The following is a 13,159-nucleotide window of genomic DNA, read 5'->3' as shown; positions in this document are numbered from 1 at the left end:
CGATGAGCGCTCATAACGAAGAGACCCCTGAATTGATAGAGGCTGGACAATTCATAGAGGCGGCGCCGACCGTGCTCGAAGCCGGCGCGGAAGCGGCCGGCCAGCGCCTCGACCAATGGCTGGCGAGCGCCCTCGGGCCTGACATGTCGCGCAGCCGGGTGCAGATGCTGATCCGGCAAGGTGCCGTTTCGATCGACGGCAAGCCGGTCGACGAGACCAAGCGCAAAATGAGTGCCGGCGAGCGCGTATCGGTCGTCATGCCCGAGCCCGAACCGGCCGAACCGCAAGGCGAGCCCATCGCGCTCGACGTGCTTTATGAGGACGAAGAGCTGATCGTCATCAACAAGCCGGCCGGCCTCGTCGTCCATCCCGGCGCCGGCAACTGGACCGGCACGCTGGTCAATGCCCTGATCCACCACTGCGGCGACAGTCTTTCAGGCATTGGCGGCGTCAGGCGGCCGGGCATCGTCCATCGGCTGGACAAGGAAACCAGCGGCGTCATGGTGGTGGCCAAGACCGACCGCGCCCACAAGGCGCTGTCGGAGGCCTTTGCCGACCACGGCCGCACCGGCGACCTCGAACGTGCCTATTTGGCGCTGGTCTGGGGAATCCCGTCGCGGCCGACCGGAACGGTCGACGCGCCGCTTGGCCGTGCCGCCGACCGCGTGCGCCGCGCCGTCGTGCCGGAAGGCCGTGACGATGCCCGCCACGCCGTGACCCATTTCACCGTCAAGGAGCGTTTCGGCGAGGGCCAGCAGGCGTTCGCCACCGCCAGCCTGGTCGAATGCCGGCTGGAAACCGGCCGCACCCACCAGATCCGCGTCCACATGGCCCATATCGGCCATCCCGTCATCGGCGACCCCGATTACGGCCAGGCCTTCCGCACCAAGGCCAACCGGCTGCCCGAACTGCTGAAGGGTCAGGTCAAGGCATTTTCCAGGCAAGCTTTGCATGCCTGGCTTCTTGCATTTCGGCACCCGGCTACCCATTTACCGATGAGGTTCGAGGCGCCGATACCGGAGGACATGGAGGAACTCGTCGGCGGCTTCCGCAAACTCTGAACCCGAGCAATTCCAGGAAAAGTGTGAAACGGTTTTCCGTCCGGAATTGCGTCTAAACAAGCCAGCTAAAACCTGAGCGGCATTGTTCACTTCAGCGTGACACACTGTTTCGTGTTGAACAAATGCCTGTCTTTTCTGGTTTTGTTCCTATATAAATCAGTTGCCGCGGGCGAGCCTTTTGGTGCTCGCGTCACATGCCCGCCGCGTTTCGGGGGCATCACTCCAATAGAGAGGGGGCGCAATCATGGCCCAGTCACTACCCAGTATTGTTTCCGGCGAAGGCGGCCTCAGCCGCTACCTGGAAGAAATCCGCCGCTTTCCGATGCTTCAGCCGCAGGAAGAGTACATGCTCGCCAAGCGCTACGCCGAGCATGAAGACACTTCCGCTGCGCACAAGCTCGTCACCAGCCATCTTCGGCTCGTCGCCAAGATCGCCATGGGCTATCGCGGCTACGGGCTGCCGATCGGCGAAGTGATCTCGGAAGGCAATGTCGGCCTGATGCAGGCCGTCAAGAAATTCGAACCCGAGCGTGGCTTCCGCCTCGCGACCTACGCCATGTGGTGGATCAAGGCCTCGATCCAGGAGTACATCTTGCGCTCGTGGAGCCTGGTCAAGATGGGCACGACCGCCAATCAGAAGCGCCTGTTCTTCAACCTGCGCAAGGTGAAGGGCAAGATCCAGGCGCTGGACGATGGCGACCTCAAGCCCGACCAGATCACCGAGATCGCCACCCGGCTGAACGTGTCGGAAGCTGAAGTCGTGTCGATGAACCGCCGCCTGTCCGGCGACGCGTCGCTGAACGCGCCGATCCGCGCCAGCGAAGGTGAATCCGGCGAATGGCAGGACTGGCTGGTCGATGACCACGAAAGCCAGGAAGACATGCTGATCGAGCAGGACGAGCTGGAAAACCGCCGCGGCATGCTGTCGGGCGCTCTGGCCGTGCTCAACGATCGTGAGCGGCGCATCTTCGAGGCCCGCCGCCTCGCCGAGGAGCCGCTGACGCTGGAAGAACTGTCGTCCGAGTTCGACATCAGCCGCGAGCGCGTGCGCCAGATCGAGGTGCGCGCCTTCGAGAAGGTGCAGGACGCGGTCAAGGCCGCCGCCAAGCGCCAGATGCAGGCGCTGCGCACGATCGAGGCGCAGCCGGCGGCCTAAGGCTGGGTTCGGTTAAGGAACAGAAGGCGGCGTCGGGAAACCGGCGCCGCCTTTTTTGTTTTGTCGTCCGTCGGCGGTTAGCGAAAGTCGGACAACAGCTGATCTCCCCCCTTGAGGGGGAGATGTCCGGCAGGACAGAGGGGGGGCGTGACGGATCGCAGCTTGCGATTTTAACTATCCCCAACCTGGAATTGTTCGAGCACACAGCCAAAGGTCAGCGGGACAGCACCCCCCTCTGCCCTGCCGGGCATCTCCCCCGCAAGGGGGGAGATCGGCAGCTTCGCCACTGCCCTCTCAAAGCCCATCAAGCGGAAACTTCAGATACCGCCTCCCATTGGCCTCCGGTTCCGGCAGCCGTCCACCATTCATGTTGACCTGCAGCGCATGCAGGATCAGCCGCGGCATCGGCAGTGTCTTGTCGCGCGCTTCGCGCAAGTCGACGAACTCGGCTTCGCTGCGCGCCGCAACGAGGTGGATATTCTTTGCCCTCTGCTCGGCGACCGTGCTCTCCCAGCACGGCTCGCGCCCGCCGGCCTGATAGTCGTGGCCGACGAACACCCGCGTATCGTCCGGCAGCGCCAGAATGCCCTCAATCGAATGCCACAGCCGCGCGGCACTGCCGCCGGGAAAGTCCGTCCTTGCCGAGCCGCTGTCGGGCATGAACAGCGTGTCGTGGACGAAGGCTGCGTCGCCAATGACATAGGTGATCGAGGCGAGCGTGTGGCCGGGCGAGAACAGCACCTTGACCGGCAGGTTGCCGATCATGAACGTTTCGCCTTCCCCAAACAGCCGGTCCCACTGCGAGCCGTCTGCGGGGAAATCCGGCCAGTTGTAGATCGCCTTCCACAGCGCCTGGACTTCGATGATCCTGTCGCCGATCGCCGTCGGCGCGCCGGTCTTTTCCCGGAGATAGTGCGCCGCCGAGAAATGATCGGCATGCGGATGGGTGTCCAGGATCCACTCGAGCTCCAGCCCGTTTTCGCGGATAAAATCCAGCAAGGCGTCGGCATTCTTCGTCGCCGTCGCGCCGGATTTTTCGTCGAAATCGAGGATCGGGTCGATGACGGCGCAGCGTCTCGTCACCGGGTCGGTGACGACATACTGGATGGCGCCGGTCGGCTTGTCGTAGAAGCCGGCGACCTCAGGTTTGGCCGAAGCGATGTCCAATGTCCGGCCCCCTGCCCCTTGCCCGACAGGAACCGTTTTCTCCGTCGGGTTGAACAAGAGCATGGTCATCTGGCAAAGCGCGCCGGTCAAGCACGCCTTGCCACAAATAGGACTGAAGCCCCAAATAGCTCCGACGGAGAAAACCTAGGCTGACGGCTGCTTGGTCTTCCTGAGATAGGGCAGGATCGTCTCGAAAGCGCCAAAACGCTTGACCGCATCTTCGTTCGAAACCGCGGCGGTGATGATCACATCCTCGCCCTGCTTCCAGTTGGCCGGCGTCGCCACCTGGTGCTTGGCCGTCAGCTGCATGGAATCGACCGCGCGCAGGATCTCGTCGAAGTTGCGGCCCGTCGTCATTGGGTAAGTCAGCACCAGCTTGATCTTCTTGTCCGGCCCGATGACATAGACCGAGCGCACCGTGGCGTTGTCGGCCGGCGTGCGGCCTTCCGACGTCTCGCCGGCGCCCGCCGGCAGCATGTCATAAAGCTTGGCCACCTTGAGGTCCTTGTCGCCAATCAGCGGGTAGTTCACCGTCTGGCCGGTCGCCGTCTTGATGTCGGCCTGCCACTTGTCGTGGCTCGCAACGGGATCGACGGAAATGCCGATGACCTTGACGTTGCGCTTCTTGAACTCGCCTTCGAGCCCCGCCATCGTGCCCAGCTCGGTGGTGCAGACCGGGGTGAAATTCTTCGGATGGCTGAACAGGATCGCCCAGCCGTCGCCGATCCAGTCATGAAACTTGATCGGCCCTTGCGTGGTCTCGGCGGTGAAGTCAGGCGCGATGTCGTTGATACGAAGGCTCATGGCATTATTTCCCCAGCAACAGATTTCGTCAGGAGCGGCCGTGGACGGCGTCAACGCTCCGGCATTCCCGCATCTTAGCGCAAAAATCGCGGCTGCAGGACAATAGGAAACTATTATTGGCGACGGAACGAGCACTTTCGTTCTACGGACCGACGTTGGGCCGACAATCTTTCGTTTGTGCGGGGAAGGCTCAGGCCTTGTTGACCGCCAGCGACGTGGCCAGGTCTTCCATGCGCTGAGCGAGCGCGCCGAGCGCGCTGGTCAGCACGGTGTCGTTCTTGTCGGCCTTGGTCAGCGCTTCGTCGCGCGTCTTGCGCAGCGTCTGCACTTCGGTCTCCATGCCCTTGACCCGCTTCTGCAGCTCCGAAAGCTCGTCCATCACCATGATGCCGGCCATCACCGTCAGCCGCTGGTCGCCGATCTCGCCGAACGAATCCTTCAGATGCGAGACATAACGGTCGAACCGCTCGGCGAGGTCGATCAGGTGCTCTTCCTGACCCTCGTCGCAAGCCATGCGATACTGCTTGCCGTCGATGGAAACCGTGACCTGTGCCATGGCCTGCAGCTCCTACCTGTCCAGCACCGCGCGGATGGTTTCCATGGCGGTCACCAAGCGGCGCGACACTTCCTTGTTGGCATCTTCCAGCCGTTCGGCGCGGGCTTCGGAATTGTCGAGTTCCTGCGCCAGCCGTGAACGGTCGGCGTTCATGCGCTGCACCTCAGCCTCGGCTTCGGAATAGTCGCGCTCGTGCTCGAGCTTGGCCGCGACGGCGTTTTCCAGCCCCTCGATGGCCTTGCCCAGCCTGTGGATGACTTCCTTGAGTGTGGTTTCGCCGGTCATGGCCTTCGTCCTGTGCCCTGCCCATCACCGAATCGCTTCGCGTTCAGAACGCGTTAACAAGGAAACATTAGGCACCGGGTGAAGGCAACGTCAACAAAGCTCTCGCGACTGTCCCCCGCTAACGCTAATGTAGGTCGCCCCATAAGGTCTCAAAGCCATCACAAGACCGGCAAATGTGCAGCCGATTTGTTGACTAAAAGCCCGTGGCTGCTATGTGTCGCGCACTCTTTCCTGGGCTCTGCCAAGCCCACAAATCCCCACCCCGGAGGTACCATGACGTCGCGTGAACAACATGACCGGATGGCCAATGCGATCCGTTTTCTCTCCATGGACGCCGTCGAGAAGTCCCAGTCCGGCCATCCCGGCCTGCCCATGGGCTGCGCCGACATCGCCACAGTGCTGTTCACCCGCTTTCTGAAATATGATCCGAAGAACCCCCATTGGCCGGACCGAGACCGCTTCATCCTGTCGGCCGGCCATGGTTCTATGCTGCTCTACTCGCTGCTGCATCTGACCGGTTACGAGGACATGACCCTCGACCAGATCAAGCATTTCCGCCAGCTGGGTTCCAAGACTGCCGGCCATCCCGAATACGGCCATGCCACCGGCATCGAGACGACGACCGGCCCGCTTGGCCAGGGTCTCGCCAATTCGGTCGGCTTCGCGCTCGGCGAGCGCATCATGAACGCCGCCTTCGGCAACGACCTCGTCGACCACTACACCTATGTGCTGGCCGGCGACGGCTGCCTGATGGAAGGGGTTTCGCAGGAAGCCATCGCGCTGGCCGGGCACCTCAAGCTCAACAAGCTGATCGTCTTCTGGGACAACAACAACATCTCGATCGACGGTCCGGTTTCGCTTGCAGACAACACCGACCAGGTCGCCCGCTTCCAGGCCTCGGGCTGGAACGCCAGCCACATTGACGGCACCGACCCCGAGGCAATCGCCTACGCCATCGAAGCCGCCCGCCATTCCGACAAGCCGACGATGATCGCCTGCAAGACGACCATCGGCTTCGGCGCCCCGACCAAGGCCGGCACCAACAAGGCGCACGGTTCGCCGCTCGGCGCCGACGAGATCGCAGGCGCGCGGAAATTCTTCAACTGGGACTCGCCGCCCTTCGAAATTCCGGCCGACATTCTCGACGCCTGGCGCACCGCCGGCAAGGCCGGCGTCAAGCCGCGCACCGACTGGGAAGGCCGGCTCGCCAAGGCCAAGCCTGAGTTGAAGGCCGAGTTCGAGCGCCGCCTTGCCGGCAAGCTGCCGTCGAATTTCGATGCCGTCATTGCCGACTACAAGAAGAAGCTGTCGGCCGACAAGCCGAAGGTCGCCACCCGCAAATCGTCGGAAATGGCGCTGGAAGTCATCAACGGCGCGGTGCCGGAAACCATCGGCGGCTCTGCCGACCTGACGGGCTCCAACAACACCAAGACCAGCCAGACCAAGAACATCACGCCGGACGATTACGGCCAGCGCTATGTCCACTACGGCATCCGCGAGCATGGCATGGCGGCCGCCCTCAACGGCCTGACGCTGCATGGCGGCCTCATCGCCTACGGTGGCACCTTCATGTGCTTCTCTGACTATGCCCGTCCGTCGATGCGGCTGGCGTCGCTGATGGGCATCCGCTCGATCTTCGTCATGACCCATGATTCGATCGGTTTGGGCGAAGACGGCCCGACCCACCAGCCGGTCGAGCACCTGGCGGCGCTCCGCGCCATCCCCAACCACAATGTCTTCCGTCCGGCCGACGCGGTGGAAACCGCCGAATGCTGGCAGATTGCCATTGAATCGGAAAAGACCCCGTCCACCCTGGCGCTGACCCGCCAGAACCTGCCGACGGTGCGCACCGAGCACTCGGCCAGGAACCTCTCGAGCCAGGGCGCCTATGAACTGGCCGCGGCGAGCGGCGAAGCGGCGGTGACGATCTTCGCGACCGGCTCCGAGGTCGAGATCGCGCTCGGCGCCCGTGATTTGCTTGAAAAGCATGGGCACCCGACCCGCGTCGTCTCGGTGCCTTGCTTCGAACTGTTCGACCGGCAGAGCGACGCCTACCGCAAGGAGACGATCGGCAACGCGCCGATCAAGATGGCGATCGAGGCCGGCATCCGCCAGGGCTGGGATCACCTGATCGGCTCCGACGGCATCTTCATCGGCATGACCGGCTTCGGCGCTTCCGGCACCATCGAGCAGCTCTACCCGCATTTCGGCATCACCGCCGAAGCCGCGGCCAAGGCCGCGGAAGCCCGCCTGCACGGCAAGTAAGATCAGGGTCAGTCCCGCGCACCTCCAAGGCGGATTCGCGGGGCTGGACCAACCTAATCGATTTAAATTCGGCCTTCTGCGGCTGGATTCTTGTGCCATCCGCCGCTATGAAGCTGCGGACCCATCTGCCGCCTCCAGCTCCCAGGGAGAGTAAAATGACCGTCAGAGTTGCCATCAACGGATTTGGCCGCATCGGCCGCAACATCCTGCGCGCCATCCATGAATCCGGCCGCAAGGACATCGACGTCGTCGCCGTCAACGACCTCGGCCCGGTCGAGACCAACGCGCATCTGCTGCGCTATGACAGCGTGCACGGCCGCTTCCCGCACGAAGTGTCGGTCTCGGGCGACCAGATCACCGTCGGCAAGGAGACCTTCAAGGTCACCGCGATCAAGGACCCGGCGCAGCTGCCGTGGAAGGAGCTCGGCATCGACATCGCGCTCGAATGCACCGGCATCTTCACCGCCCGCGACAAGGCTGCCGCGCACTTGACCGCTGGCGCCAAGCGCGTCGTCGTCTCCGCGCCTGCCGAAGGTGCTGACCTCACCGTCGTCTACGGCATCAACCACGACAAGCTGACCAAGGACCACATCGTCATCTCGAATGCGTCCTGCACCACCAACTGCCTGGCGCCGCTGGCCGCCGTGCTGCACGAGACCGTCGGCATCGAAAAGGGCATGATGACGACGATCCACTCCTACACCGGCGACCAGCCGACGCTGGACACCATGCACAAGGATCTCTACCGCGGCCGCGCGGCTGCCCTGTCGCAGATCCCGACCTCGACCGGTGCGGCCAAGGCGATCGGCCTGGTGCTGCCCGACCTCAAGGGCAAGCTCGACGGCATCTCGATCCGCGTGCCGACCCCCAACGTCTCGGTCGTCGACTTCAAGTTCATCGCCAAGCGCGCCACCACCGTGCAGGAGATAAACGAAGCGGTGATCGCTGCCTCCAACGGCAAGCTGAAGGGCATTCTCGGCGTCACCCATCATCCGAATGTGTCGATCGACTTCAACCACGATCCGCGCTCGTCGATCCTGGCGCTCGACCAGACCAAGGTCATGGACGGCAACTTCGTTTCGGTGCTGTCCTGGTACGACAATGAGTGGGGCTTCTCCAACCGCATGGCCGACACCTCGGTCGCCTTCGGCAAGACCATCGCCTGATCTGAAGGCATCGTCTCGCAGCTTCGAACGCCCGGCTTTGCCCGGGCGTTTTTCGTCAGCGCGCCGGGCAAGGCGCGCCGAGCCGCCAAACGCCGGAAAATCAGCGGCATAAGGCAAAAAGCCATCCTTGCGCCTTGCACCGGCCATGCCTTCGCCCCACTCTCCCGTGAATCGGTAGAAAGAGGAATTCGAGGGGCAAATCACGGATGGAGCATGCGATCTATCTCGTCACGCTGGTCGGCACAGCGCTAGTCGTCGCCGCAGCGTTCTCGAGCCTGATCGCCTTTCGCTTCGGCGCCCCTTTGCTGCTGCTCTTCCTCTGCATCGGCCTCGCCAGCGGCGTCGATGGTCTCGGCATCGAATTCGACAATGCGCGCGTGGCATATTTTGCCGGCTCACTGGCGCTGGCGGTCATCCTGTTCGATTCCGGTTTCGGCACGCCGCTCAACGCGCTGCGCCAGGCGGCCGGACCGGCGCTGTCGCTGGCGACCTCCGGCGTAATCCTGACCACTGGCCTGTTCGGCGCCGCCGCCTATTATCTGCTCGACCTCAGCTGGCTGGAATCCTTCCTTCTGGGAGCTGCCGTCGCCTCGACCGACGCGGCTGCGGTGTTCTTCCTGCTGCGCGCCGGCGAAATCAATCTGCGCGAGCGCGTGCGCGCCACGCTCGAAGTCGAATCCGGCACCAACGACCCCATCGCCATCTTCCTGACCATCACGCTGGTCGAGATCATCGCCGCCCACGCCAATCCCGAGACCCATGTGCTGGTCACCGACCTGATCCTCGGCTTCCTGCTCAATATGGGGCTCGGCGCCGTCGTCGGCGTGCTTGGCGGGCTCGGCATCGTGCGCCTCGTCGACCGGCTCAACCTCGACCATGGCTTGCTGCCGATCTTCGTGCTAACCCTGTCGCTGATGGTGTTCGCCGCGGCCGGCGCCATTGGCGGCTCGGGCTTCCTGGCGGTCTATCTCGCCGGGCTGATTGCCGGCAACTCCGACATCCGCGCCGTCACCATCCTGAAGCGCTTCCAGGACGGCATGTCGTGGCTGGCACAGATCATCATGTTCCTGATCCTCGGCCTGTTCGCGACACCCTCGCAGTTTCCGGCGATCATGGTGCCGGCGGTGCTGCTCGGCCTGTTCCTGATGTTTGTAGCGCGCCCGGTCGCCGTCTGGCTCTGCCTTATCCCGTTCCGCCTGCCGCGTCCCGAGATCGCCTTCGTCTCCTGGGTCGGCCTGCGCGGCGCCGTGTCCATCCTGCTTGCCATCACCCCGCTGCTCGGCGGACTGGAGAACGGCCGCACCATCTTCAACGTCGCCTTCATCATCGTGCTGGTATCGCTGGTGGTGCAGGGCTGGTCGGTCGGTCCGCTGGCGCGCCGGCTCGGCCTGATCGTGCCGGCGAGGCTCGGGCCGCTCGACAAGGTCGAACTCGAACTGCCGGGCTCCGCCCACCACGAACTGCTCGCCTACCGCGTGGCGCCCGGCAGCCCGGTGGCGCGCGGCGAGCGTATCCCGCGCTGGGCACGGCCCTCGTTGGTGCTGCGCGACGGCCGCTCGATGCGTTTCCAGGACATGGGCCGGCTCGCGGCCGGCGACCAGGTTTACATCTTCGTGCCCGACCGCTATCCGCGCCTGCTTGACAAGCTGTTTGCCAGCCGCGCCGTAGTCGACCCCGAGGATGCCGACTTCTTCGGCGCCTTCGCCGTCGATCCCGCCCGCTCGGCCGCAGAGCTCGAGGCCGCATACACACCGGGATTGAGCGAAGCCGAGCAGAAGCTCACCGTCGGCGCGCTGGTGACGGCAAGGCTTGGCGGCCATGCCGAATATGCCGACCGGGTGCTGATCGGCCCGATCGAATTGATCGTCCGCGACGTCGACGACAAGGGCAAGATCACCGGTCTCGGCCTCTCCTTCGAGCCGACCGCGCCGGTGGCGCGGGTTCCGGTGTTCCTGAGCGCCGGCGAGATCGGCGATCGTGTCTCCGCCTTCATCCGCAACTGGCGCAAGCCGACCGAGACGCAGACTGCAGAGGCGACAGCCAATGAGAAGGCCCTTGAGCCGACGGCGGAAAAGATAACGACAGAAGGCTGACAAGCGATCGGTTCACGCTGACGTCCCGCATCATCACGACAGCCTTCGCCTTGATCTCAAAATTTAGCTCGCACCCCGGCTCAAGCCTTGCATCGTCATCGATGCGAGGTATGGTCCCGGCGATTTTCCACGGAAAGGAACCCGCATGGCCGCCTTCAAGACACTCGACGATATCGGCAATATCAGCGGCAAGCGCGTGCTGGTGCGCGTCGACCTCAACGTGCCCGTCGCCGACGGCAAGGTCACCGACGCCACCCGCATCGAACGCATCGCGCCGACCATCGCCGAACTGTCCGGCAAGGGCGCCAAGGTCATCCTGCTCGCGCATTTCGGCCGCCCGAAGGATGGTCCCTCGCCCGAATTCTCGCTGGAGCCGATCGCCAAGGCTGCCGCGGAGGTGCTTGGCCGCCCCGTCGGCTTTGCCGGCGACTGCGTCGGCGACACGGCGGGCAGTGCGGTCGCCGCCATGAACAAGGGCGATGTGCTGCTGCTGGAAAACACCCGCTTCCACAAGACCGAGGAGAAGAACGACCCGGCCTTTACAGAGCGGCTCGCCGCCAATGGCGATATCTTCGTCAACGACGCCTTTTCCGCCGCCCACCGGGCGCACTCCTCGACCGAAGGCCTGGCGCGGCTGTTGCCGTCCTATGCCGGCCGCACCATGCAGGCCGAGCTCGAGGCGCTGGAGAAGGGGCTCGGCAATCCGGTCCGCCCTGTCGTCGCCATTGTCGGCGGCGCCAAGGTGTCGACCAAGATCGACCTGTTGATGAACCTGGTGAAGAAGGTCGACGCGCTGGTGATCGGCGGCGGCATGGCCAACACTTTTCTCGCCGCGCGTGGCACCGCTGTCGGCAAGTCGCTGTGCGAGCATGACCTTGCCGCGACCGCCAAGCAGATCATGATCGAGGCCGCCGAGGCCGGCTGCGCCATCATCCTGCCTGTCGACGGTGTCGTCGCCAAGGAATTCAAGGCGGGTGCGGCCAGCGAGACCGTTGCCATTTCGGATGTCCCGGCTGACGGCATGATCCTCGATGTCGGCGAAAAGACCGTGAAGACGATCGGTGAATGGATCGACCGCGCCGCGACGCTGGTCTGGAACGGCCCGCTCGGCGCCTTCGAGATCGAGCCTTTCGACCACGCCACGGTGGCGGCGGCCAGGCACGCGGCGGCCCGCACCAGGGCCGGCAAGCTGGTCTCGGTCGCCGGTGGCGGCGATACGGTGGCCGCCCTCAACCATGCCGGCGTCGCCGACGACTTCACCTATGTCTCGACCGCCGGCGGCGCTTTCCTCGAATGGATGGAAGGCAAGCCGCTGCCCGGCGTCGACGTGCTGAAGAAACAAGCCTGACCGGATCGGGGGCGCAAAAACGGACGCCAGGAACTTTCAATCGATTCGAGCTTTCCGATCCCATTCCTTTGGCGGTAGACTTCCGTTACGCGCGGAACGTACCCCCTTAGGAGAAGAAAAATGAGCGAACGTCTCGAAGACATTGCCGCCGCGATGGTGGCCGGCGGCAAGGGCCTGCTGGCCGCCGATGAGAGCTCCGGCACCATCAAGAAGCGCTTCGACGTTATCGGCGTCGAATCGACCGCCGATAGCCGCCGCGACTACCGCGAGATGATGTTCCGCGCCAAGGACGCAATGACGAAGTACATCTCCGGCGTCATTCTCTACGACGAGACCATCCGTCAGAAGGCTGCCGACGGCACGCCTCTGGTCGACATCATCAAGGCGGCGGGCGCCATTCCCGGCATCAAGGTCGATGCCGGCGCCAAGCCACTCGCCGGCTTTCCCGGCGATACCGTTACCGAAGGCCTCGACGGCTTGCGCGAGCGGCTCGCAGATTATTACAAGCTCGGCGCCCGCTTCGCCAAATGGCGCGCGGTGATCGACATCGACACCGGCAAGGGCGTGCCCTCGGTCAATTCGATTGCCTCCAACGCCCATGCGCTGGCCCGCTATGCCGCACTGTGCCAGGAGGCTGGCATCGTGCCGATCGTCGAGCCGGAAGTGCTGATGGACGGCGCGCACGACATCGACACCTGCTACGACATCTCGAAGGCAACGCTGATCAAGCTCTATGACGAGCTGCATGCGGCGCGCGTTTTGCTGGGAGGCACCATCCTGAAGCCGAACATGGTGCTGGCCGGCAGGAAGTCGGGCAAGGTGAGCAGCCCCGAAGAGGTCGCGGAAAAGACCATAAAACTGTTCCGCGAAACCGTACCGGCAGCGGTGCCGGGCATCGCCTTCCTTTCGGGCGGGCAGTCGGACGAGGAGGCGACCGCCAACCTCAACGCCATCAACGCCATCGGCCAGCATCCGTGGAAGCTGACCTTCTCCTATGGCCGCGCCTTGCAGGCCGCCCCGCAAAAGGCCTGGAGCGGCAAGGCATCGAACGTCGCCGCCGGCCAGGCCGCCTTCACCCATCGTGCCCACATGAACCATCTGGCGGCGCTGGGACAATGGACGGCGAGCCTCGAACAGGCCGCCTGAGCGCAGTCCTCCCGTTGTCATACAACCCGGGCCGATGCGCCCGGGTTTGTTTATGCAAAGCCCGGCTTGGACGGAGTTCGTCCATCCTTATCTCCTTTTCGGCAAAAGCTGA

At 64.0% G+C, this 13,159-nt stretch carries 11 protein-coding genes; 7 read left to right on the top strand and 4 right to left on the bottom strand.

All coding sequences use genetic code 11. The features are described from left to right. Nucleotides 1-2: 2 nt before the first annotated feature. Nucleotides 3-1,061: an RluA family pseudouridine synthase gene (locus NL532_RS06525; protein ID WP_023828377.1), complete on the top strand. Its 1,059-nt coding sequence runs from the start codon at nt 3-5 to the stop codon at nt 1,059-1,061. Between the two features lie 244 nt (nt 1,062-1,305). Beyond that, a complete protein-coding gene (gene rpoH, locus NL532_RS06520; protein WP_023670124.1) occupies nt 1,306-2,217 on the top strand; it encodes an RNA polymerase sigma factor RpoH in 912 nt (303 codons plus the stop codon). Between the two features lie 294 nt (nt 2,218-2,511). Here the strand turns inward: rpoH and NL532_RS06515 are convergent, their stop codons facing one another. From NL532_RS06515 to NL532_RS06500, 4 genes are all read right to left on the bottom strand, one after another. Then, complete coding sequence (locus tag NL532_RS06515) at nt 2,512-3,384, bottom strand: MBL fold metallo-hydrolase (RefSeq protein WP_023818423.1); 873 nt, start codon at nt 3,382-3,384, stop codon at nt 2,512-2,514. Nucleotides 3,385-3,528: 144 nt separating this feature from the next. Further along, complete coding sequence (locus NL532_RS06510; RefSeq protein ID WP_023670126.1) at nt 3,529-4,188, bottom strand: peroxiredoxin; 660 nt, start codon at nt 4,186-4,188, stop codon at nt 3,529-3,531. 190 nt (nt 4,189-4,378) lie between these two features. Continuing rightward, complete coding sequence (locus NL532_RS06505; protein ID WP_023670127.1) at nt 4,379-4,744, bottom strand: cell division protein ZapA; 366 nt, start codon at nt 4,742-4,744, stop codon at nt 4,379-4,381. Between the two features lie 12 nt (nt 4,745-4,756). Beyond that, nucleotides 4,757-5,029, bottom strand: coding sequence for a DUF4164 domain-containing protein (locus tag NL532_RS06500; protein ID WP_023670128.1), 273 nt, complete (start codon nt 5,027-5,029; stop codon nt 4,757-4,759). A 273-nt stretch (nt 5,030-5,302) separates the two neighbouring features. On the opposite strand from NL532_RS06500, the gene tkt reads away from it, so the two are divergent. The 5 genes from tkt (at nt 5,303) to NL532_RS06475 (ending at nt 13,047) form a co-directional block, all read left to right on the top strand. Next, a complete protein-coding gene (gene tkt / locus NL532_RS06495) occupies nt 5,303-7,294 on the top strand; it encodes a transketolase (protein WP_023737393.1) in 1,992 nt (663 codons plus the stop codon). A gap of 155 nt (nt 7,295-7,449) precedes the next feature. Next, nucleotides 7,450-8,460, top strand: a complete 1,011-nt coding sequence (gene gap / locus NL532_RS06490; RefSeq protein ID WP_023683984.1) for a type I glyceraldehyde-3-phosphate dehydrogenase — start codon at nt 7,450-7,452, stop codon at nt 8,458-8,460. A gap of 206 nt (nt 8,461-8,666) precedes the next feature. Then, on the top strand, nt 8,667-10,553 hold the full coding sequence (locus NL532_RS06485) for a potassium/proton antiporter (RefSeq protein ID WP_286487971.1): 1,887 nt from the start codon (nt 8,667-8,669) through the stop codon (nt 10,551-10,553). A 145-nt stretch (nt 10,554-10,698) separates the two neighbouring features. Next, nucleotides 10,699-11,901, top strand: a complete 1,203-nt coding sequence (locus NL532_RS06480; RefSeq protein WP_023670132.1) for a phosphoglycerate kinase — start codon at nt 10,699-10,701, stop codon at nt 11,899-11,901. A 120-nt stretch (nt 11,902-12,021) separates the two neighbouring features. Beyond that, nucleotides 12,022-13,047 carry a class I fructose-bisphosphate aldolase gene (locus NL532_RS06475; RefSeq protein WP_023701319.1) on the top strand — a complete coding sequence of 342 codons (1,026 nt, stop codon included), beginning with the start codon at nt 12,022-12,024 and terminating at the stop codon, nt 13,045-13,047. The last annotated feature ends 112 nt before the right edge of the window (nt 13,048-13,159 follow it).

The sequence above is a fragment of the Mesorhizobium sp. C120A genome (assembly GCF_030323105.1).
Classification (GTDB): Bacteria; Pseudomonadota; Alphaproteobacteria; order Rhizobiales; family Rhizobiaceae; genus Mesorhizobium.
Note: the sequence above shows the minus strand (reverse complement) of the source record. Positions and strands in the feature narration are given on the sequence as shown.

What these genes read in the sequence shown, in the direction of transcription:
- tkt (WP_023737393.1), top strand. Translation starts at nt 5,303, where the DNA reads ATGACGTCGCGTGAACAACATGACCGGATGGCCAATGCGATCCGTTTT.
- rpoH (WP_023670124.1), top strand. Translation starts at nt 1,306, where the DNA reads ATGGCCCAGTCACTACCCAGTATTGTTTCCGGCGAAGGCGGCCTCAGC.
- NL532_RS06525 (WP_023828377.1), top strand. Translation starts at nt 3, where the DNA reads ATGAGCGCTCATAACGAAGAGACCCCTGAATTGATAGAGGCTGGACAA.
- NL532_RS06475 (WP_023701319.1), top strand. Translation starts at nt 12,022, where the DNA reads ATGAGCGAACGTCTCGAAGACATTGCCGCCGCGATGGTGGCCGGCGGC.
- gap (WP_023683984.1), top strand. Translation starts at nt 7,450, where the DNA reads ATGACCGTCAGAGTTGCCATCAACGGATTTGGCCGCATCGGCCGCAAC.
- NL532_RS06510 (WP_023670126.1), bottom strand. Translation starts at nt 4,188, where the DNA reads ATGAGCCTTCGTATCAACGACATCGCGCCTGACTTCACCGCCGAGACC.
- NL532_RS06480 (WP_023670132.1), top strand. Translation starts at nt 10,699, where the DNA reads ATGGCCGCCTTCAAGACACTCGACGATATCGGCAATATCAGCGGCAAG.
- NL532_RS06505 (WP_023670127.1), bottom strand. Translation starts at nt 4,744, where the DNA reads ATGGCACAGGTCACGGTTTCCATCGACGGCAAGCAGTATCGCATGGCT.
- NL532_RS06485 (WP_286487971.1), top strand. Translation starts at nt 8,667, where the DNA reads ATGGAGCATGCGATCTATCTCGTCACGCTGGTCGGCACAGCGCTAGTC.
- NL532_RS06500 (WP_023670128.1), bottom strand. Translation starts at nt 5,029, where the DNA reads ATGACCGGCGAAACCACACTCAAGGAAGTCATCCACAGGCTGGGCAAG.